The sequence below is a fragment of the Streptococcus sanguinis genome, from assembly GCF_008329445.1.
In the GTDB taxonomy this organism is placed as follows: Bacteria; Bacillota; Bacilli; order Lactobacillales; family Streptococcaceae; genus Streptococcus; species Streptococcus sanguinis_O.
Window position 1 is genome coordinate 128,159 of sequence record NZ_VIBR01000002.1, and the last position, 21,829, is coordinate 149,987.

The 21,829-nt window shown below is 41.6% G+C and carries 21 protein-coding genes and 1 tRNA gene; 18 read left to right on the forward strand and 4 right to left on the reverse strand.

What is annotated here, in order from left to right; all coding sequences use genetic code 11:
• Window positions 1–15 precede the first annotated feature (15 nt).
• The 12 genes from FKX92_RS05605 (at window position 16) to FKX92_RS05660 (ending at window position 13,290) form a co-directional block, all read left to right on the forward strand.
• Window positions 16–1,818, forward strand: a complete 1,803-nt coding sequence (locus FKX92_RS05605) for a polysaccharide biosynthesis protein (RefSeq protein WP_149565766.1) — start codon at window positions 16–18, stop codon at window positions 1,816–1,818.
• Between the two features lie 15 nt (window positions 1,819–1,833).
• Entirely contained in the window at window positions 1,834–2,439 is a 606-nt protein-coding gene (locus tag FKX92_RS05610) for a sugar transferase (protein WP_149565767.1), read from the forward strand.
• A 6-nt stretch (window positions 2,440–2,445) separates the two neighbouring features.
• Window positions 2,446–3,306, forward strand: a complete 861-nt coding sequence (locus FKX92_RS05615) for an NAD-dependent epimerase/dehydratase family protein (protein WP_149565768.1) — start codon at window positions 2,446–2,448, stop codon at window positions 3,304–3,306.
• 6 nt (window positions 3,307–3,312) lie between these two features.
• The gene (locus tag FKX92_RS05620; RefSeq protein WP_187759392.1) at window positions 3,313–4,152 is read left to right on the forward strand and encodes a glycosyltransferase; all 840 of its coding nucleotides are present in this window, start codon (window positions 3,313–3,315) and stop codon (window positions 4,150–4,152) included.
• 90 nt (window positions 4,153–4,242) lie between these two features.
• Entirely contained in the window at window positions 4,243–5,202 is a 960-nt protein-coding gene (locus FKX92_RS05625) for a glycosyltransferase family 2 protein (RefSeq protein WP_149565769.1), read from the forward strand.
• 5 nt (window positions 5,203–5,207) lie between these two features.
• Complete coding sequence (locus tag FKX92_RS05630; RefSeq protein WP_149565770.1) at window positions 5,208–6,131, forward strand: LicD family protein; 924 nt, start codon at window positions 5,208–5,210, stop codon at window positions 6,129–6,131.
• Complete coding sequence (locus tag FKX92_RS05635; protein ID WP_149565771.1) at window positions 6,131–7,456, forward strand: O-antigen polymerase; 1,326 nt, start codon at window positions 6,131–6,133, stop codon at window positions 7,454–7,456. The genes FKX92_RS05630 and FKX92_RS05635 overlap by 1 nt, the downstream gene beginning before the upstream one ends.
• Window positions 7,453–8,175 carry a 2-C-methyl-D-erythritol 4-phosphate cytidylyltransferase gene (ispD, locus tag FKX92_RS05640; RefSeq protein ID WP_002894037.1) on the forward strand — a complete coding sequence of 241 codons (723 nt, stop codon included), beginning with the start codon at window positions 7,453–7,455 and terminating at the stop codon, window positions 8,173–8,175. Before FKX92_RS05635 ends, ispD begins: the two co-directional genes overlap by 4 nt.
• Complete coding sequence (locus FKX92_RS05645; protein WP_187759393.1) at window positions 8,156–9,241, forward strand: NAD-dependent epimerase/dehydratase family protein; 1,086 nt, start codon at window positions 8,156–8,158, stop codon at window positions 9,239–9,241. Before ispD ends, FKX92_RS05645 begins: the two co-directional genes overlap by 20 nt.
• Window positions 9,242–9,251: 10 nt before the next feature.
• Entirely contained in the window at window positions 9,252–10,661 is a 1,410-nt protein-coding gene (locus tag FKX92_RS05650; RefSeq protein ID WP_149565772.1) for a lipopolysaccharide biosynthesis protein, read from the forward strand.
• 453 nt (window positions 10,662–11,114) lie between these two features.
• On the forward strand, window positions 11,115–12,131 hold the full coding sequence (galE, locus tag FKX92_RS05655) for a UDP-glucose 4-epimerase GalE (protein ID WP_149565773.1): 1,017 nt from the start codon (window positions 11,115–11,117) through the stop codon (window positions 12,129–12,131).
• A gap of 184 nt (window positions 12,132–12,315) precedes the next feature.
• A complete protein-coding gene (locus tag FKX92_RS05660) occupies window positions 12,316–13,290 on the forward strand; it encodes an acyltransferase family protein (RefSeq protein WP_149565774.1) in 975 nt (324 codons plus the stop codon).
• Window positions 13,291–13,364: 74 nt separating this feature from the next.
• Here FKX92_RS05660 and FKX92_RS05665 read toward each other — a convergent pair whose 3' ends face one another.
• Entirely contained in the window at window positions 13,365–14,240 is an 876-nt protein-coding gene (locus FKX92_RS05665) for an RluA family pseudouridine synthase (protein ID WP_149565775.1), read from the reverse strand.
• Between the two features lie 176 nt (window positions 14,241–14,416).
• Between FKX92_RS05665 and pbp2a the strand changes: the two genes are divergently transcribed.
• From pbp2a to nusG, 4 genes are all read left to right on the forward strand, one after another.
• Complete coding sequence (gene pbp2a / locus FKX92_RS05670) at window positions 14,417–16,645, forward strand: penicillin-binding protein PBP2A (protein WP_149565776.1); 2,229 nt, start codon at window positions 14,417–14,419, stop codon at window positions 16,643–16,645.
• A 68-nt stretch (window positions 16,646–16,713) separates the two neighbouring features.
• Entirely contained in the window at window positions 16,714–16,866 is a 153-nt protein-coding gene (gene rpmG / locus FKX92_RS05675) for a 50S ribosomal protein L33 (protein ID WP_002894024.1), read from the forward strand.
• A 9-nt stretch (window positions 16,867–16,875) separates the two neighbouring features.
• A complete protein-coding gene (gene secE / locus FKX92_RS05680; protein ID WP_002894022.1) occupies window positions 16,876–17,055 on the forward strand; it encodes a preprotein translocase subunit SecE in 180 nt (59 codons plus the stop codon).
• A 335-nt stretch (window positions 17,056–17,390) separates the two neighbouring features.
• A complete protein-coding gene (gene nusG, locus FKX92_RS05685) occupies window positions 17,391–17,927 on the forward strand; it encodes a transcription termination/antitermination protein NusG (RefSeq protein ID WP_002894018.1) in 537 nt (178 codons plus the stop codon).
• 85 nt (window positions 17,928–18,012) lie between these two features.
• Here nusG and FKX92_RS05690 read toward each other — a convergent pair whose 3' ends face one another.
• A complete protein-coding gene (locus tag FKX92_RS05690; protein WP_149565903.1) occupies window positions 18,013–18,777 on the reverse strand; it encodes a hypothetical protein in 765 nt (254 codons plus the stop codon).
• A gap of 129 nt (window positions 18,778–18,906) precedes the next feature.
• Window positions 18,907–18,977: transfer RNA gene (locus FKX92_RS05695), tRNA-Cys, on the reverse strand.
• A gap of 307 nt (window positions 18,978–19,284) precedes the next feature.
• Here FKX92_RS05695 and rpsB point away from each other — a divergent pair.
• Window positions 19,285–20,067 carry a 30S ribosomal protein S2 gene (gene rpsB / locus FKX92_RS05700; RefSeq protein WP_002894015.1) on the forward strand — a complete coding sequence of 261 codons (783 nt, stop codon included), beginning with the start codon at window positions 19,285–19,287 and terminating at the stop codon, window positions 20,065–20,067.
• 72 nt (window positions 20,068–20,139) lie between these two features.
• Window positions 20,140–21,183, forward strand: coding sequence for a translation elongation factor Ts (gene tsf, locus FKX92_RS05705; RefSeq protein ID WP_002894014.1), 1,044 nt, complete (start codon window positions 20,140–20,142; stop codon window positions 21,181–21,183).
• Window positions 21,184–21,251: 68 nt separating this feature from the next.
• Here tsf and FKX92_RS05710 read toward each other — a convergent pair whose 3' ends face one another.
• Window positions 21,252–21,779: a hypothetical protein gene (locus FKX92_RS05710; protein ID WP_187759394.1), complete on the reverse strand. Its 528-nt coding sequence runs from the start codon at window positions 21,777–21,779 to the stop codon at window positions 21,252–21,254.
• Window positions 21,780–21,829 lie beyond the last annotated feature (50 nt).

Sequence of the window (21,829 nt, forward strand, 5' to 3'; positions counted from 1 at the left end):
TGGGAGATTAGGAACATGACAAGAGCGAGAAAAAGAGTCATCTTAATTATTGTTGATATTATTTTGCTCAGTATAAGTCAGGGGATTTCAAAATTCTTCTTAGCAAAATATGTCGGGATAACGGATTTATCTTTTGTCTCTATTTTAATGGGAATTATTATACTGTATTTGACATTTGCAACACTGTCGAATGTCTTTTCTACCATTACAAGGTATACAGATTACAAAACAATGTTTCGAGTGGGGGGCTCAATTTTGGGAGCTTACTCAATTGTATACATTGCAGAGAAAATTTTTTATGAATCCACAAACAGTAGATATATTGTCCTTTCTATGCTGCTATCATTTTTGTTGGTTATTGCTTCAAGGCTGACTTGGCGGGAGATTCATGAATTCGTGCAGCACCCTTCAGCCTTACTGGGTAAGAAAGTAGATGGGACGAAGACCCTTGTTGTTGGTTCAGGGGATGGTGCTAGTCTCTTTATCAAGACAGCCCAGCAAAAATCAAAAGATTTGAAGATAGTCGCGATTGTAGATGACGATAAGAATAAGCAAAATACCTATCTTCATGGAGTAAAAGTTGTAGGAACAACCGAGCAGATACCTGAAATTGTGGGAAATTATGAAGTCGAACAAATTGTCATTGCCATTCCTTCGTTGGCTCCGGATGATTACGAGCGAATCGTAGAGTACTGCCAACAGACGGAGGTCAAGGTCAATGCCATGCCTAAGTATGAACAGGTGATTACGGGGAAACTATCTGTCAGCAAACTTCAGGAAATTGATATTGCAGATCTGTTGGGGCGTAAAGAAGTTAAGCTGGATCAGCAAAGTTTGAAATCCAATATTAAATGCAAGACTGTGCTTGTTACGGGGGCCGGTGGGTCTATCGGATCGGAACTTTGCCGTCAGATTGCTCAATTCTGCCCAGCTAGGCTCCTGCTTCTAGGTCATGGAGAAAATTCAATTTATTTGATTCATAAGGAGCTGTCAAGCCGATATAAAGATGACATTGAGTTGATTCCAATCATTGCAGATATTCAAGATAGAGAGAGGATTTTCCATATTATGGAAACCTATCGTCCTGATCGAGTGTATCATGCAGCAGCTCACAAGCATGTTCCCTTGATGGAGTACAATCCGACAGAAGCGGTCAAAAACAATATCTACGGCACGCGAAATGTAGCAGAAGCAGCAAAGGCAGCTGGTGTCGCGAAATTTGTCATGATTTCTACAGATAAGGCGGTCAACCCGCCTAATGTTATGGGAGCAACTAAACGTGTAGCAGAAATGGTCGTGACCAGTTTAAATGAAGAAGGAAAGACTCTTTTCTCAGCTGTCCGCTTTGGGAATGTTTTGGGCAGCCGAGGTAGTGTGGTTCCTTTGTTCAAGGAGCAGATTGCCAAGGGAGGTCCTATCACCGTGACGGACTTTCGAATGACACGCTATTTCATGACGATACCAGAAGCCAGCCGCTTGGTGATTCAGGCTGGAGCCTTGATGCAAGGGGGAGAGGTTTTTGTCTTGGATATGGGCGAGCCTGTGAAAATTTTGGACTTAGCTAAAAAGATGATCACGCTCAGCGGCCATACTGAAGAGGAGATTCAGATTCAGGAAGCAGGCATTCGACCGGGCGAAAAGCTATATGAAGAGCTCTTGTCTGCCAAGGAAAAGGTCAATGATCAAGTCTATGAAAAGATTTTTGTAGGAAATGTTCAGTCGCTGCCCAAGACCGAAGTGGATTCCTATGTGGACTCTCTTCTGTCTCTTGGTGCAAATGACCTCAAGGACAGCTTGGTAAAGTTTGCACAGCAATAAGTTTTTAGGATAATCATGTATAAATTTTTTAAACGAACATTAGATATAGTCTTGTCATTCTTAGGAATGATTGTCTTATCACCGTTTTTTCTGCTTCTAGTACTCGCTATTAAATTGGATTCAAAAGGACCAGTTTTGTTCAAACAGAAGCGGGTCGGTCTGCATAAGAAACACTTCTATATTTTGAAATTCAGAACAATGCGAATTGACACACCTAAGGATACCCCAACTCATTTACTGGAAAATCCTGAGCAATGGATTACAAAGGTTGGGAAATTTCTAAGGAAGACGTCTCTGGATGAGTTGCCTCAGATTTGGAATATTTTTGTCGGTGACATGAGTATCATAGGTCCAAGACCGGCTCTTTGGAATCAGTATGATTTGATTGAAGAGCGAGACCGCTATGGAGCAAATGATGTTTTACCAGGTCTGACGGGATGGGCTCAGATTCACGGGCGAGATGAGTTGCCGATTGCCAAGAAAGCTGAATTGGACGGCTACTACGTCCAGCATCTATCTTTTGGATTGGATGTCTGCTGTTTCTTTGGCACCATTAAGAGTGTTGCCAAGAGCGAAGGCGTTGTCGAAGGCGGCACGGGAAATATGGAAAAGAAAGATTAAAGGCTGATGAAAAGAATATTAATTACGGGAGAGGGTAGCTATATCGGCCGGAGCTTTAAGAGGTATGTTTCTTCACGAGAGGATGTTCAGGTTGATGAGTTGGACGTCCGCAGAGAAACTTGGAAGGAGAAAGATTTTTCGTCTTTTGATGTAATTTTGCATTTGGCGGCGATTGTCCATATCTCTAACCCATCAAAAGAGATGGAATCGGTATATAAGCAAGTCAATACTCAGCTACCTTATGAATTGGCTCAAAAGGCTAAAGGCGAAGGTGTCAAACAGTTTATCTTTATGAGCAGTATGAGCGTCTATGGTGAAGTTTTGGGAGACCGAGTTATCACAAAAGACACAGAAGAGCGTCCTGATTCTTTTTATGGCAAAAGCAAACTAGCTGCTGAACAACTTCTGGCGGAATTGGAGAGCGAAGATTTCAAATTGGCAGTTTTACGGCCGCCCATGGTTTATGGACATCAAGCTAAGGGAAATTATAAGCGACTGTCAAAGTTGGCTCAGAAGCTACCAGTCTTCCCTTTGGTTCAGAATGAACGTAGTATGATTTATATTGATAACCTTTGTGAGTTTATCAGACTGATTGTTCAGAATCAAGACAGTGGTGTTTTCTATCCTCAAAATCAGGACTATGTCAACACCTCTCAGCTAGTCAAAGAAATAAAACGGACTCATGGCCAGAGAGTAGCCTTGCTGCCTGCATTTAACTGGATTTTAAAAGGACTGTCCCGCCATGTTTCGACTCTGAATAAGTTGTTTTCAGATTTAACTTATGAAAAAGAGATGTCTAGCTATTCTCAGTCTTATCAGGTAGCAGATTTTAGGAGGTCTATTGAGAAGACGGAGAAGGGAAACTAGTTTAGGATGATTGGGGGGGGATTGTTAGTGAAGTTTTCGGTATTGATGTCTGTCTATCAGAAGGAGAATCCGGATTTCTTAAGAAAGAGCCTAAATAGCGTTCTTATAGAGCAGAGCCGCAAGCCAGATGAGCTTGTCCTTGTAGAGGATGGTCCGCTGACAGAAGAGTTGTATCAGACGATTCAAGATTTCAAGAAAACATTTCCAGAGATGAAAGTTCTACCCTTAAAGGAAAATGTCGGATTGGGAGAAGCTTTGCATCGGGGAGTTGAGGCTTGCTCTTATGACTGGATTGCTAGAATGGATACAGATGACATTGCGACACCGGATCGTTTTCAACAACAAGTTGACTATATTGAGCAGCATCCACAGTTAGATGTTCTGGGTGGCAATATTATAGAATTTGACGCGGAACCAGATCAAATAGTAGCAGAGAAACAAATGCCGCTTTCCCATGAAGAAATTATCAAAAGGTTGCAGCGGAGAAATCCTTTCTGTCACATGACGGTATTTTTCAAGAAATCATCTGTTTTAAAAGCAGGCAATTACAAGCCCCTGCCTTTAGTGGAAGACTATTATCTTTGGGCGAGAATGGCTGCTCAGGGATGTCGTTTCGCTAATCTTAATCGGGTCTTGGTTTATGCTCGTGTCGGAAATGGCATGCATACGAGAAGAAGCCAGACAGATCAGATTGCCAGCTGGAAAGTAGTCAATACTTTTTTGCTGTCACAAGGTATGTTGAACCGAGGGCAATATTATCAAAATATGTTGATGATTCGCGCTTTTGTGGGAACGCCCATTTGGATAAAAGCGTTCATTTATAAGTATCTGCTCAGAAGAAAGTAATGACTTTACAGACAGAGCAGTCTAGCTTAGACAGGGAGAAAGCTAGAAGTTAAGGGGATTTAGAATGAAAAGTTTAGGAAGGAGGGAGAAATGATTTCTGTCGTGATGGCGACCTATAATGGGGCGGAGTTTATTTTGGAGCAACTAGACTCTATCCGCACTCAAAAGCTGAAGCCTGATCAGGTCATTATCTGTGATGACTGTTCGACAGATCAGACAGTGGCGCTAATCAGGGACTACATCACCAAGCACCAACTAACTGATTGGCAGCTGCTTGAAAATCAGGAAAATTTGGGCCATTATCGAACTTTTATAAAATTAGCGAGTTTGGCTGAGCACGATATTGTTTTTTTCGCTGATCAGGATGATAAATGGCTGCCTGATAAAACAGCTGCCTTGCAGAAAGTACTGTTAGAAACAGACGCTACTATGGTGTATGGCCAGTCTTACTTGATTAATCAAAATGGTCAGGTCATCAAGGAACCTAAGGTTTCAGGAGAATGTCGAGAAAGAAATCTAGCTTGGCTTCTGAAAAATTGGCCGTCAGGTTATCAGACAGCTTTTAGAAAGTCGGTACTGACAGATATTTTGCAGCAGCAGTATACGGATTATCCTGGATTTGACTATCATGATGTTTTATTTGGTATGCTGGCTCCATTGTATGGAAAAGTTGTTTGCTTGGACCAGCTTCTAGATCAGCATCGCATTCATCAGGCGAATGTAACCCAGTCTGCGTCGTCGCTCAGTTTTAAAAAAACAAGGTTATCTAGGATTGACTATTTACAGAAGGTCATCAGTCGCTATGAGTCCGTGAAAAAAATCGCAGAGGAGCGACAGATTTCTGAGGCGGATCATCGCAAGCTTGCTAGGGCTTTGGCTTTGACCAATCTTAGACTGAAATTATTGCAGTCTAGAAATCCATTTTGGGCTTTGGGTCTGATGTTTCAAATAAGGGAGTATCGAACAATAAAAGATTTCATCAGTGATTTGGTATACACCTACTCACTGAATGGAGTTGCTAGGAGATTATTGAAAAAGTTTGGGAGGTAAGAAAAATGAGAGGAACCAGTAAGATTGAATGGGAGTTGGCTTTGGGAGAACGCTTCAGCCCCATGTATCAGAAAATTACGGATGATAAATTAAAGGTTTTACAAAAAGCTTATTTACAAATGTATAAAAAATTTGATGCAGAGTGTCGTCGGCACCATATTCATTCCTACATGGTTGCAGGGACCTTGATTGGTTCTTTGCGACATGGGGGCTATATCCCTTGGGACGATGATATCGACTTGGTGATGTTCCGAGAGGACTACAATCGTCTGCAGGAAATCTTTGCGGACAGCGAGGACTTCGAGCTGATCTCTCCTGCGGATGCGACAGACAGTGTCTTTAAGGTTCTAAAGCTGCAGAGCAAGTCACTGACCTACTATGATGTTTTGGGAGAAGGTTTCAGTAAAAAGAAACATCTTTATCTTGATATGCTGCCAATTGACTTTGTCCCAGAGAATAACATGCTTCGCAAGATCAAGGGACTTCTATTCAGAGCCTTGGATTTGTCACACAATAGCTCGCGCTGCTATACGAAGTTTACTCCGCATCTGACCTATATGGCTAAAGAATCTAAAGAACTCAGACAAAATCTTTGGATCAGAAGACTGATAGGCTTCCCTTCTTTTATCATGGGGCCGGCTAATATGTATAAGTTGATGGAAAAACTCATCCAGTCTAATAAGAAGACTTCAAAAATAACAATTGCTTATGGTGTAAAAGGCTATTTGGGAGAGACAATCGACTATGAAAGTTTCTATCCAGCTAAGAAGTATTCCTTTGAAGGCTATGAGTTCGATGGACCTAATGATGCGGACAAGTATCTGACCAATCGCTACGGTGATTACATGACACCGCCTGAAAGAAAAGAACAGACAGAACGTCATGTCAGACTGAGAGATAATTGGGTTGAATTAATAGAAGGAAGATAATGGTTTTTTTACTAATTTTGGGTGGCCTCTTCCTATTGTTTTTGACAATCAAAACAGTAGGAAGAGACTATGCTAACCCGGCTTTTATATACTTGGCAATATGGATGATAGCAAGCATTTTTACTGCATTTTATTCATCCAAATGGGGAGAGGGACTTTCTCTGATAACGGTTACTGTTATCTTTGTTGGAAATGCCATTTTTTTAATGGGAGTCCTGTTGTCATCGAATTTGTTTGCTGAGAGGAAGTTGGATGCCAAACCTAGTCAAATAAAGGTGAGTAATTTTTTCATTATTTTAGTTCTCTTGTTTTTGGCTTATGCGGTCAGGTTTATTTATTCCGATTTGCTTTACTTGGCGGCACAGAGCAAGCAGGTACCTGGGGGATTGTTTAAAACCATTGAATTGGCTCGGCATATGACTACAAATTATGATTTCTCTCTTAGTCGTCTTAGCCTCAATTTGTTGCGGGTTAACTTTTCCTTAGGAATTGTTTTCTTCTACTTTTTTTGCGAGTCTCTTTTTTCAGGAAAAGATGGTATTTTTTACAAGGGCAAGTTACTGCTGGTTAGTCTGATTTCTTTAGGTGTTTCCCTCTTGTCTACTGGACGTACGGAGTTGCTGGGCTTGGTTGCAGGCTATGCTATTGTGTATATGCTGTTTTTCTCGAAGTATTATTCGTGGAGAGACAGTAGGTATGGTGTGAAGCTTTTTCGCTCTTTGCTGATAATTGGCTTTGTATTCCTTGTCTTATTCATGGCGGTTGGAACCTTTGTTCTCAATCGAGTGGATAGTCGGGCAGAGTTCGGAATTTTGGATAATTTGGTTAAATATATGGGTTCACCCATTCAGGCTTTAGACTATTATCTGAAAAATCCTACTCTTTATAGCGATAATCAAGTCTTTGGAGAAAATACTCTTATTGCTATCTATGGAACATTGAAATCCCTTGGTCTGTCTAGCCATGAGCTGACACCTTTCTTGCCTGTTGTTCATTTTAACGACGATAAAACCAATGTTTACACAATTTATTACTACTTTATCAAGGATTTTGGCTATTTCTCAGTCCTTATCTTTCAGCTTTTATATGGCTTCTTTTATGGAAGTTTCTACTATTCTATCAAAAAACGCTATTTCACCCCGCTAAAGGTTATTGTTTTCGCTTTATTTGCGTATCCTTTAGTCATTTCATTCTTTCAGGAAACGTTGCTGTCATTGCTGACAACCCATATTAATCGGATTATCTATGCTCTTGTGATTTATATGGCAGCTGATTTACTGAGTAGAGTACGATTTACAAGGAGAGGAAGGAAAGTATCGGTATGACGACATCAGCTCTGATATTCGCAGGCGGCACAGGCAGCCGCATGAATACCAAGACCTTACCCAAGCAGTTTTTAGAGTTGCACGGTAAGCCAATTATTATTCATACGATTGAGCACTTTGAAGACCATCCAGCAGTCTCGGACATTGTGGTTGTCTGTGTAGACGGCTGGCTGGACTACTGCAGAGATTTATTAGCCAGATTCAATATCAAGAAAGTCAGTCAAGTGGTTCCTGGTGGAGAGACTGGACAAATGTCTATTTTTAATGGTCTATCTGTCTTACGGGAAAAATACAAGAACGATGACGACTATGTGTTGATTCATGATGGTGTTCGCCCCTTGATTGACGGGGGAATCATTTCTAAAAATATTGAGGCAGCCAAAAAGTATGGGGCAGCTATTACGGTTAAGCCGGTTATCGAAACGGTCATTCAGGTCGATGAGGCGGATGTTATTAATCAGGTTATCGAGCGTTCTACTTGTCAGACAGCTGTCGCCCCTCAAACCTTCGCGCTTTCGAAGATTCACTCCCTGCATTTAAAAGCTCAGGCAGAGAATCAGTTTGATATGACAGATTCTGCGACACTGGCTCGTTATTTTGGACTCCCTCTGCATACAGTCATGGGGGGCAGCGAAAATATTAAAATTACGACTCCATCTGATTTTTATATCTTTAGAGCGATTTACGAAGCGCGTGAAAATGCACAAATTTTTGGTTGATATGGCAAATAATACGATTTTACAAAAGGATATGGAAGACCTAGTTACTGTCAGTCCTATTCTTAGAGAACTGAGCAATGTCACAGTCTTGGTAACCGGAGCAACGGGACTTATAGGCAGACACTGTATTTCCGCCTTAATGGCTTTAAATGATTTGTACCAAGCTAATGTCAGAGTAGTGGCCTTGGCACGAAATCAGAAAAAAGCGGAAGATCTATTTCAGGATTTTTTACATAGTGAGAATCTGAAGCTAGTGTATGCTGACTTGCTGTCAGATTGGCAGATAGAGGAGGATTTGGATTATATTATCCATGGAGCCAGTGCGACGGACTCCTCTTTTTTCGTTGAGCATCCTGTGGAGACAATTGATCTAGCCGTAAATGGAACGAAAAAACTGCTGGAGCTGGCTAAAAATAAGAAAGTTCACAGTATGGTCTATCTCTCTTCTCTGGAAGTCTATGGGACGACAAATCCTGATGCTTCCAGCATTAGCGAGAAAGATTACGGTTATTTGGATCCAACCAGTGTCCGTAGCAGTTATTCGGAAAGCAAGCGCATGGCAGAGTCCTTGTGTGTAGGCTATTGTCATCAGTATCAGGTGCCGGTTAGAATGGCTCGTTTGTCACAAACTTTTGGCCCAGGTGTGAGCTATGAAGACAACAGAGTTTTTGCGCAGTTTGCGCGTGCTGTCCTTGAAAAGAGAGATATCATCCTCCGGACTAAAGGGGAAACCGTTCGGAACTACTGCTATACCAAAGATGCAATTGAAGCCATTTTTTACATTCTGCTGAAAGGCCAAGCAGGTCAAGCTTATAATGTCGCCAATAAAGAAACGGCTATTTCCATTCGTGAGATGGCGGAAATGGTTATTGAACTAAGTGGTAGCAATGAAACGAAGTTGGTCTTTGATTTGGCAGAAGATGTGGAAAAGCTAGGATATAATCCGACAGTCAAGATTCGTCTCAATACGGACAAGCTTGAGAGTTTGGGCTGGCAAGCTCATACTGATTTAGAAACCATGTTTTTACGTTTGATTGAGAGCATGGCGTCAGATAGGAAGAAATAGGAGGGCTAATTTGTCTGGTGGATTTAAAAAAATAGTAGCTAATTTTTCCTATGTTGTCTTGTCCAATTTGCTGACAGTAATAGTTTCTTCTCTGGTTGTCTTGATTTTGCCTAAGATCATGGGTGTAGAGGAGTATGGCTACTGGCAACTCTATATTTTCTACTTATCCTATGCTGGTTTTGTTCATCTGGGCTGGGTGGACGGAATCTACCTTCGCTACGGTGGTTTGGAGTATGCGGATCTGGATAAAGAGAATTTTTTCTCTCAGTTTCTCATGCTTTTGATCTATCTGACAGGTATTGGAATTTTATTTTTATTAGGAATTTCTGCCTTTATTAGAGATGAGAGCAGTCGGTTTGTTTTTACACTTTTGGTTTATACCATGTTGGTCACCAATCTGCGTTTTCTCTTTGTTTACGTTCTGCAGATGACTAATCGATTAAAGGAAAGTTCCTATGTTGTCAGTGGAGACCGACTCCTCTATTTACTGCTTTTACTGGTCTTTATTTTCGTGGGTTTTCGAGATTTCAAGATTATGGTCTATGCAGATTTGATTGGTAGAATTGTTTCTCTTTTTTATGCTATGTATCTGTGCCGAGATATGGCCCTGCGACCTCTCAATCAGTTTAAGCTTGATATACAGGAAACGGTTCGCAATATTGCTGTCGGTATCAATCTGATGCTATCAAATGTAGCCAGTATGCTCATTATCGGAACCGTTCGAATGGGGATTCAAAAGGTATGGAACATTGCTACATTTGGGAAAGTATCCTTGACCCTGAGCATTTCCAATCTGCTGATGACCTTTATCAACGCTATTGGTTTGGTCATCTTTCCGATTTTGAAACGGACGGACAAAAGCAGGTTACCTAAGATTTACAATCAGTTGCGGAATGTCCTTATGGTTCTTATGTTTGGAGTGCTTTTGCTGTATTATCCCCTGAAAATAGCTTTGGACAGCTGGCTGCCGGCTTACAGAGAGTCCTTGATATTTATGGCTCTAGTCTTTCCTATGTCTGTCTACGAGGGAAAAATGGCTCTGCTTATCAATACCTACTTAAAAGCCTTACGAATGGAGAGGCAGATTTTTAAAGTAAATGTAATTGCCATGCTCTTAAGCTTTGCTACTACCTTGATTTTTGCAGTTTTTCTGCGCAATCTGAATGCTACAGTGCTGTCTATCGTGCTGTTGCTGGCGACTAGGAGTATATTGGCAGAGCTAATCTTAGCCAAGAGGATGAAGATTGAGGTCGTCAAAGATATCTGGGTTGAGTTGCTAATGACACTTGTATTTATTGCTTCGAATTGGTTTTTATCAGTTTATCTAGCTGCAGCAGCCTACGGATTTGTCTATCTGACCTACAGCATTTACAAATACCAAAGTTTAAAAGGCATGCTCCAACAATTGCGGGCTCGTTGATGCTTGAGAAATTATAAATAGTTTAACAATCTAAATACTAAGCCCTGTCTGGGCTTTTTACGTTTGTAATGTAGTGTTAGCATACAAAGTTACTTATAAAGTTACTCTGGCTACAATCAGTTTGCTGAACTATATATTGTATATAGTGGAAATGAAAGACAATTTTTCCAGTAACTTATTGCGGATTATGGTATTTTTTTGAGAATAATTAGAAATTAGCTAAAATAATTCCGTTCTTTATGCCTCTGAATATAAATGATTTTGCAAGTTATTCTACCATGAAGAGACTTCAAAAATCATCAGCAGAGCAGAGCTATAGGGTAGCAAAGTGGACTAGGTTTTGGTGTTTTTAGTAAGTGCAGAATTTGGCAGTCAACTTTGAGAAGAGAAGTATCTGTTAGTTGCAATAGTAAAATTAAAGAGAACTTGAGGATTAGCAAGCAGAGGTGTCCTATGAAAAAAATTTTAGTTACGGGCGGAACGGGGTATATAGGAAGTCACACAGTGGTTGAACTAGTCGCCGCGGGCTATGGAGCTATTGTTGTGGATAACTTTTCGAATAGCTCTCCAAAAGTGCTAGAGCGCTTAGAAACTATCACTGGTGTGAACATCCCGTTTTACAAGGGTTCGATTTCTGATAAAGATCTGATGAACCAGATTTTCGAATACAACCACATTGATGCAGTCATTCATTTAGCAGCCTATAAGTCAGTAGAAGAATCGGTGCGGGAACCACTAAAATATTACGAAAATAATGTCAGTGCTGGTATTGCTCTTCTTGAAGTTATGAAAGAGCAGGAAGTAGACAATATTATCTTTAGTTCTAGTGCCACTGTCTATGGTATGAATCATGTTTCACCCTTGACAGAAGATTTACCTACTTCAGCGACCAATCCATATGGTTACACCAAGCTGATGATGGAACAGATTTTGACGGATCTTGCTCTTGCACATTCAGATTGGTCTGTAACCAATCTTCGTTACTTCAATCCAATTGGTGCTCACGAGTCTGGTCTGATTGGTGAGGCTCCAAATGGAATTCCTCATAACCTCATGCCTTATATAACTCAGGTTGCGGTCGGTAAATTACAAGAGCTTAGCGTTTTTGGAAATGATTATGATACGCATGACGGTACAGGAGTGCGGGATTATATCCATGTAGTCGATTTAGCCAAGGGCCATGTTTTGGCTTTGAAACATAATTTAGAAAACAAGGGGGTCGCTGTTTTCAATCTTGGTACAGGGATTGGTTATAGTGTACTGGATATGGTTAAAGCATTTGAAAATGTCAATGGTGTGAAAATTCCTTATACTATAAAGGATAGGCGACCTGGAGATGTGGCGACTTGCTTCGCTGATGCAAGTAAAGCAAATGACATTTTGGGCTGGAAAGCTGAGAAAACTCTCCAAGATATGATGCGAGATTCTTGGAGATGGCAAAGTTCAAATCCTAATGGCTATGAAGGCTAATGTAGAATACCAGTCAGGTGAATAAAACTCTTCTGTAATAGTGCAGAAGAGTTTTTCTATATAAGAGCTGTTTTCTCCTACAGATGCAAAACTTTTTAAAGCATGTCATCAATTGATATGTTTTTTAATGGGCATGTAATCTGGTCTTGATGAGCTGTAATAATAAACATGCTATAATGTCTGCATGAAGACTGAAAACACAACTTTGCACGCTTTCAAGGCCCTAGCTTGCTTTAGTATTGTTTCCTTACACTTTCTGTTGCCAGGGCAATTTGGCGTTTTTTATCAAATTGTGGCCCGCTTTGCAGTTCCCTTTTTCATGATGCTGTCGGGCTATTTTTCCTTTAATATTTCCAGAGACAAGGTCAAGTATCGTCTCAAGCAGATGCTTCTTTTGACAGCTGCCAGTCTCCTATTTTACACGATTGTGCATTTTGTCAACCTAGTGCTGACCAGAGAGTTGACAGAAAAGATGGCATCTATAGACCTGTCTGATTTTGCAGACTTTTTCCTCTTTAACAGTCCCAGAGACTTGATTGGTTCAGCTGCTACACCGACTTGGTATTTGCTGGCTATCTCCTATATCTACACGCTTTATCTGGTTTTTTATAAGCATTTCCACCACTTAACTAGCTTTGGTGTGTCCTTATTCTTGTTGGTCCTGGCCTTTTGTATCGAGTTCAATACAGATAGCGAATTTTACTATCGCAACTTCCTGTTTATGGGTCTTCCCTTTTTCATTCTAGGGATGCAGTTTGCCAAGCATCGGGATCGGATTTTAGCCTATGACTTGTCATCTGTCAGGAAATGGGCGATTGGCTTGGGAATAGCGGGTTTGATTTTGTTTGAGTACTGTTTCATGGGTACGGAATATGACCTCTATCCCAGCACTCTTTTTTCATCCAGTGCAATTTTCTTCTATGCGGTCAGAAATGGGACCAATATTGACATTCCTGTTTTGAACAATATCGCCAAGAGATACGCGACCATGATTTATATCATTCATCCCTTCATTATCTTCGTTTTTAGATCGATTATGCCTCGGAATACCATTTATAGTTTTGGCTTTTTTATCATTTTCTTACTGTCTTACTTGCTGAGCATAGCTTTTCAGAAAACCATCAGGCCCAGACTTATCAGTGCACTTCCGGCTCAGTGATGTAAGCTGTCATAGCTTATCCTCGCTTTGACTCCAAACTAAAAGCAACAGAGAATACTGTTGCTTTTCTTGGTCTATCTTGGGTTCTGACTGCTCAATACTTTTTCAAAACTGTCAGAGCGGGCTTCGACTGTTATTTTTTCTAGCGTAAAAGGGTGGGTGAAGGTCAGCCGATGGGCGTGGAGCATAAGCCGCCCTTTGGGCTGCGGATGATAGAGGGGGTCACCGATAAGTGGGTGTCCGTGGTGAGCTAGATGAACACGGATCTGATGGGTGCGGCCCGTCTTGAGTTGGCATTTGACCAAGGCAGCCTGTCCAAATTGCTTGAGTCGAGTCACATGAGTCTCTGCATAGAGTCCTTTTCGGGGGTCGACCAGCCGTTTTCTGCGATCATGGCGGTCGCGGCCGATCTTGTCTTTATAGATAAGTTTTTTGCTTGGGAACTTGCCTTGGACCAAAGCCCAATATGCGCGGCTGATTTCTCGCTTTTCCAGCAGTCGATTGAGGATGGGCAGGACAAAGGGATTCTTGGCAAAGAGGACAGCACCGCTGGTTTCTTTATCCAACCGGTGAACGACATAGCAGGTCTCACCGACATAGGCGGAAACATGATTGAGCAGAGCCAGCTCTCTTGGCTCATTAGCGTGAGTCTTTATACCCTCGGGTTTATTGACGATGATGAGGTGCTGGTCCTGGTAGAGTTCTTCTATGAATTCAGGATGACCAAGCAAGATTGTTTTTCGAGGATAATCCTCTTCATCAAATATCAGACAGATATCATCTCCAGGTTTGACTACAGTCTGCCAGTTAATAGCTAGGCCGTTGACGGACACATGCTTCTTGGTCCGCAGAAAGTGTCGGATTTTTCGTGGAATGAGAAATTGTTCTTCCAGCAGTTCTTTGACTGTCATGGCGGGCAGTCCATCTGGGATAGTGAGTGTGAATTTCATACATTTATTGTAGCAGAAAGCCTGCTGTTTGGAAATAGGAAGTGTCGGATAAGGCTTGCAGCAGAGGGCTTTAAAAGGCTATTTAATATACCCTTTTTCTTAAAAATAACTAAAAATCAGACGGGAAATAGGGTACTTTCTTGTCTGCACCTAAATAAGGTGATAAAATAAGGTTTATGAAGAATTTAAAAGATTTGTTTGAAAAATTAGTAGATTATTTTACCATACAGAAACCTCAAAAAGAAGCAGCAGAGGAGGTGGAGCTGACAGAAGAGCAGGCTAAATCTGGTCTCAGCCGTTCGGGCAAGGCCAAAAAGAAACCTCTCTCTCAGCATCCTATCCGCCGTTTTTGGCGCAGGTTTCATCTGACCAAGATATTCCTGATTCTCGGCTTGACCTTTGGTCTGGTGGTCGGTGGCTATCTCTTTTATGTGGCTAAGACGACCAATGTCAAGGATTTGCAGAATGCCCTCAAAGCTACCACGCTCATCTTTGACAAGGATGGTAATGAAGCGGGAAGCCTGTCTGGTCAGAAAGGAACTTATGTTGAGCTGACCGAGATTAGTCAAGACCTGCAGAATGCTGTCATCGCGACAGAGGACCGGACTTTCTATGAGAATGGCGGGATTAACTACAGTCGTTTTATCCTAGCTATCCTGACAGCTGGTCGCTCGGGTGGGGGGTCTACCATCACCCAGCAGCTGGCCAAGAATGCCTATCTGTCTCAGGACCAGACCATTGAGCGGAAGGCCAAGGAATTTTTCCTGGCTCTGGAAATCAATAAGAAATACAGCAAGCAAGAAATCCTGACCATGTACCTCAATAATTCCTATTTTGGAAATGGGGTCTGGGGTGTGGAGGATGCCTCTAAGAAATATTTCGGAGTCTCGGCTAGCCAGCTTAGTCTGGACCAGTCTGCTGTTCTGGCTGGTATGCTCAAGGGACCAGAGATTTATAATCCGCTGTACTCAGTTGAAAATGCGACCAATCGCCGCGATACGGTGCTGCAAAATATGGTTGCTGCAGGCTTTATTGATCAGGGGACAGCTGATCAGGCTGCCGCTGTAGGAATCGGTGGCCAGCTGGTTGATGCGTATGCCGGTAAGTCAGAAGACTATCGCTATCCATCCTATTTCGATGCGGTCATCAATGAAGCTGTCAATGACTACGGCTTGACTGAAGAAGAGATTGTTAATAATGGCTACCGCATTTATACTGAACTGGATCAGAACTACCAAGCCAGCATGCAGGTTATTTACAGCAATGTCTCTCTCTTTCCTGTAGCAGAAGATGGCACTATGGCTGAGTCGGGCAGTGTTGCCTTGGATCCAAAAACCGGCGGTGTGCGAGCACTAGTAGGGCGAGTCAATAGTGCAGAAGGCTCGACCTTCAGAAGCTTTAACTATGCAACCCAGTCTTCTCGCAGCCCCGGCTCTACTATCAAGCCCTTGGTTGCTTACAGTCCAGCCGTCGCTGCTGGTTGGCCGACAGATAAGGAGCTGGATAATACCAGAACCACCTTTGGCGACTATACCATTAACAACTACGGCAATATCCAAAGCTCCCCTAAAGTTCCAATGTATCAAGCCTTGGCAGAATCTTTGAACATTCCAGCTGTTTCAACTGTAGATGAGTTAGGCATTAACAAAGCCTTTGAGTACGGGAAAAAGTTTGGTCTGAATATGGACAAGGTTGATAAGACTTTGGGCGTGGCTCTAGGAAGCGGAGTTACAACCAATCCAATGCAAATGGCTCAGGCCTACTCAGTCTTTGCCAATGGCGGTGTGATGAATGATGCCCATCTCATTACAAAAATTGAAAATGCCAGCGGTCAGGTTGTCAAGACCCATCGCCAAACCTCTACCCGAGTTCTCAATAGCTCAACGACTGACAAGATGAACAGCATGATGCTGGGGACTTTCTCCAACGGTACAGGTATCTATGCGGCTCCGTATGGTTATACAATGGCTGGTAAGACCGGTACGACTGAAACGGACTTTAACCCAGATCTATCTGGTGACCAATGGGTTATTGGTTATACGCCGGATGTGGTTATCAGCCAGTGGCTAGGCTTTCCAAAAACTGATGAAACCCACTATCTGACTGGAACCAGTGCGAATGAAGCTTCGGCAGTTTTCCGGAATGTTGCCAATAGCATCCTGCCATATACAGAAGGAACTTCCTTTGAAGGGCAGAAGAATGCCTATGCTGCCAACGGTATTGCCCCTGTGGATACCTATGGTACCGAGGAAACGGGTACTACAACTGAAAACAAAGACTTCTTGCAGGATGTTCAGGACCGAGCTCAAAATCTGGTAGATGAAGCCAAGAAAGCAATTGATGACACTGGTATTCCTGAGAAAGCTAAGAATCTCTGGGATACTGTTACCAGTTGGTTTCAATAGGATTTAAAAGAGCTGAACGGCTTGTCAAAAGTATAGAATCCTGCTATAATAAGAAAGATGGAGGCGTTATGGCATTAAAAAAAGCGAGTCTAGCGTGTACAGTCTGTGGTTCTAGGAACTACTCGGTTAAGCTCAGTAGCACTCCAAAACCAACGCGTTTAGAAGTTAATAAATTTTGTAAGCATTGCAGTAAATACACCCTGCATAAAGAAACTAGATAGGAGATTGTTGTGAAATTCTTTAAAGATGTTTTTAAACTATTGAAAGATACAACTTGGCCTACCCGAAAAGAAAGATGGACAGATTTTATTTCTGTCATGGAATACACTGCATTCTTTGTAGTAATCATCTATATCTTTGACAAAGTAGTGGCAAGCGGTCTTTTCCAGATTCTGAATATTTTCTCTTAATGATTTAAGTAGAAATAAAAAAGTCTACAACAGGCATATTATTCAAAGTCCCACCTATTGTGAGTAGGTGGGACTTTTGACGTATGTCCTTATTTACTAGCGGATAATTTTAGTCAGCTTCAAAAAAATCAAATCTATCTATAATTCATCGTTTGAAATAAAAATTTCTCATACTAGACAATACTGATTCAAGATTTTTTGGGCAGAATTGCAAGGCTTTGATTTATCTGGGAAAATAGTTACTAAATTCCTTTGCATTTGAGGAAATTATGGTATAATAGGGCTAGAAAGAAGCAGAAGCCCGCAGGCTTTTTTATTTAGGAAAGGATGAATTCATGGACAGTTTTGACAAAGGCTGGTTTGTACTGCAGACCTATTCAGGTTATGAAAACAAGGTAAAAGAAAATCTTTTGCAGCGCGCTCAGACTTATAATATGCTGGAAAATATCTTGCGTGTGGAAATCCCCACTCAGACCGTGCAAGTAGAGAAAAATGGCAAGACCAAGGAAATCGAAGAAAATCGCTTCCCTGGTTATGTCTTGGTGGAAATGGTCATGACAGATGAAGCTTGGTTTGTCGTGCGGAACACTCCGAATGTAACAGGATTTGTCGGTTCGCACGGAAACCGCTCTAAACCAACGCCACTCTTGGAAGAAGAAATTCGCAACATTCTCATCTCCATGGGCCAAACAGTGCAGGAATTTGACTTGGATGTCAAGGTTGGTGACACTGTTCGTATCATTGATGGTGCCTTTACTGACTATACAGGTAAGATTACTGAGATTGATAATAACAAGGTCAAGATGATTATTTCCATGTTTGGTAATGACACCGTGGCCGAAGTTAATCTTAGCCAGATTGCAGAGCTTTAATTGACGAAGCCGTTATCCTCGTCAAAAATAAAATCCAAGACTAAAAACGTCTTGGATTTTTGTGTTTTTGGAGCCAATTGTAAGATTACTTATCTTTAATGACAGAGTCAATAATGTCTTTGGTTTGTTTCATTTGATAGGTAGACATTACCCCAACGATTTGATTGTTCTGGGTAGAGAAACTAAACTGTTCATCATTAGAATTTTTATAGACAAAGGTTGTATCGCGTTCTGAACGTATAATCATTTCCGGACGACCAAGCTTGTCGAAAGCTGTCTTGGGAGTGTCGGATGTGGTGATGCTAGAATAGCTGCTTTTGGCTGGTTGAGCGTCTTTTAGACTAAAACTCAAATTTGTCAGGACATTATTGGTAAAGTAGCACATAATGTCTCCGTTGTCTGTGTGCCAGATGTTGACAGAGTTGCCAGGGTCATTCTCATCAGTGCTGAATGTAGGTTGGCCTAGAGCTGCTGTTACTTCATCGTAAGACGTTTTAGGTTTGTCACCATTGATATCCTCTCCGTTTACCTGAATGACAAAGCCAGTGGAAATATGGAAATTTCTTATTTTCTCTAATTCAGGAATAGAAGCTGCATCTGGTATGTATTGTAGTGCAGAAGCATCATCTGGATCAAAGGTAGCACGTTTCTGAAATACCTCATCACTACTTTCATAGGTGCTAGAGCTACTGCTAGATGATTTGCTGGATATTTCCTTAGAGGATGAACTTTTCGAAGCTTTGAGGGAGCTAGGTGTCTTTTTTCTTTGTTGCGTCTGCTTGACAGGCATGCAGGCTGAGAGAGCTAGTAAAGAGAGGAGAGTAAGGGCATAGAAGCTGACTTTTTTCATAATCAATCTTTTTCCTTTCGCTGATGATGAATGATATTTTTATAATATTATATCAGCAAAGTTTGCTAGAAACAATAGGAAGTGCAATAAAAAAAAGCCCTTTGAGGACTTCTAGAAATATATTTACGAAGGCGGTAGACGGATTTGAACCGACGATCAAGCTTTTGCAGAGCCGTGCCTTACCACTTGGCTATACCGCCGCAACTCTTATTATTCTATCGTAAATACTTGCTTTCGTCAAGAGTCTTTCATAGCCAAAGCAGAAAATGTTAGACGCTGCCATTCAGAACTCTTCGGGAAATACATGTTCTAATGAGAGGTAGAATTCATTCTTAGTGGCAGAAAATCCAGTAAATGCCTTGTCAAAGAGCTGCGTTTTTGTTATAATAGAAGGTGCCGTGTAAATGGCGAAATACTCATTTTAGATGAATTGTGGGAGTGTTGCCCTCGGGTGGTCCTGCGAGCTGAAATCTAAAAGAGGAAAAAAACAAAAAGGAGAATTTACTCATGGCAGTAATTTCAATGAAACAACTTCTTGAGGCTGGTGTTCACTTTGGTCACCAAACTCGTCGCTGGAACCCTAAGATGGCTAAATACATCTTCACTGAGCGTAACGGTATCCACGTAATCGACTTGCAGCAAACTGTAAAGTATGCTGACCAAGCTTACGACTTTATGCGTGATGCTGCTGCTAACGATGCAGTTATCCTCTTCGTTGGTACTAAAAAGCAAGCTGCTGACGCTGTCAAAGAAGAAGCAGAACGTTCAGGTCAATACTTCATCAACCACCGTTGGTTGGGTGGAACTCTTACAAACTGGTCTACTATCCAAAAACGTGTAGCTCGTTTGAAAGAAATCAAACGCATGGAAGAAGACGGAACTTTCGAAGTTCTTCCTAAGAAAGAAGTCGCTCTTCTCAACAAACAACGTGCTCGTCTTGAAAAATTCTTGGGCGGTATCGAAGATATGCCTCGTATCCCAGATGTGATGTACGTAGTTGACCCTCATAAAGAGCAAATCGCTGTTAAGGAAGCTAAGAAATTAGGTATCCCAGTGGTTGCCATGGTTGATACTAACACTGATCCTGATGATATCGATGTGATTATCCCAGCGAACGACGATGCAATCCGTGCGGTTAAATTGATCACTGCGAAAATGGCTGATGCTGTTATCGAAGGCCGTCAAGGTGAAGATAGCGTTGAATCAGTAGAAGCAGAATTGGCTGCAACTGAAACTCAAGCAGATTCTATCGAAGAAATCGTTGAAGTTGTTGAAGGTTCAAACGAATAATCAGTAAACTAACCTAAAGGGGCAGGGCTCAGCCCAGCTCCTTTATTTAAATTAAAAAATAGGAGAAGAAAAATGGCAGAAATTACAGCTAAGCTTGTCAAAGAATTGCGTGAAAAATCTGGTGCTGGTGTCATGGACGCTAAGAAAGCACTTGTTGAAACTGATGGTGACATCGAAAAAGCGATTGAATTGCTTCGCGAAAAAGGGATGGCAAAAGCAGCTAAGAAGGCTGACCGTGTTGCCGCTGAAGGTCTGACAGGTGTTTACGTAAACGGTAATGTTGCCGCTGTTGTTGAAGTGAATGCTGAAACTGACTTCGTTGCGAAAAATGCTCAATTTGTTGACTTGGTAAATGCAACTGCGAAAGTAATCGCTGAAGGCAAACCAGCTAACAACGAAGAAGCACTTGCTTTGACAATGCCTTCAGGTGAAACTCTTGAAGCTGCATACGTATCTGCAACTGCAACTATCGGAGAAAAGATCTCTTTCCGTCGCTTTGCTTTGATTGAAAAGACAGATGCTCAACACTTTGGTGCTTACCAACACAACGGTGGCCGTATCGGAGTTATCTCCGTTATCGAAGGTGGAGACGATGCTCTTGCTAAGCAAATCTCTATGCACATTGCTGCGATGAAACCAACTGTTCTTTCATATAAAGAATTGGATGAGCAATTTGTTAAAGATGAATTGGCACAATTGAACCATGTCATCGATCAAGACAACGAAAGCCGTGCAATGGTTGGTAAACCAGCTCTTCCACACTTGAAATACGGTTCTAAAGCTCAATTGACTGATGCAGTCGTTGCACAAGCTGAAGAAGACATCAAGGCTGAGTTGGCTGCTGAAGGCAAACCAGAAAAGATCTGGGACAAGATTATCCCAGGTAAAATGGATCGCTTCATGCTTGACAACACTAAAGTTGACCAAGCATACACACTTCTTGCACAAGTATACATCATGGATGACAGCAAGACAGTTGAAGCTTACCTTGAATCAGTAAATGCTTCAGTAGTTGAATTCGCTCGCTTTGAAGTTGGTGAAGGTATCGAAAAAGCTGCTAACGACTTTGAAAACGAAGTAGCTGCAACAATGGCTGCTGCTCTTGGTCAAAACTAATCGTTTTTAGCTTAGAAATAGAACGATAAAAAGGTCTGAGATTTTTTCTCAGACCTTTTTATAGATTTTTAAACATCAAGTTTAGAATGGTGAGCAGTATCACTTAGCTGCTTTTTCTCTTTCTTCCTTATGAGCTTATGAGCAATCAAGCCATTGGTAAAAATCAATACTGCCAAGAGGAAGAGAAGTATTGTCGTTTGTGGGTAAGTCAGGCTAAACTGGTAGACTTTGGTAATAAACAAAAGGGGCAGAGTAACCACCATCATGATCAGAAAGCTATACCATTTGACTCGGTTGCTGACCAGCTCCTGTTCGAAGAGTAGGGGAGCATAAAGACAGGCGATGAGAGCTCCGATAGGAATATCAACGTAATCAGCAGAAAAGATGGTGAAAATACTCAGAGCTACAAAGAGCCATTTGAGTACATGACGAGAATAGTTGAGCCAATCCATTTTCATTGGATTATCCTCCTTGTTTAGATGATAGTTGGCAGGCAGGAGTTTCTGTCTGTGTTTTCCTTGTGGATTTCCACCTATATTATAACGCTTTAAAAGCAAAAAGCAAGCGGTTACACAAGCCTGACAAAGCTTTTTCACTAGTTTGAATTGTCAGACCTTTCAGTCATCCCTTTTTCTTTCAAAATAGA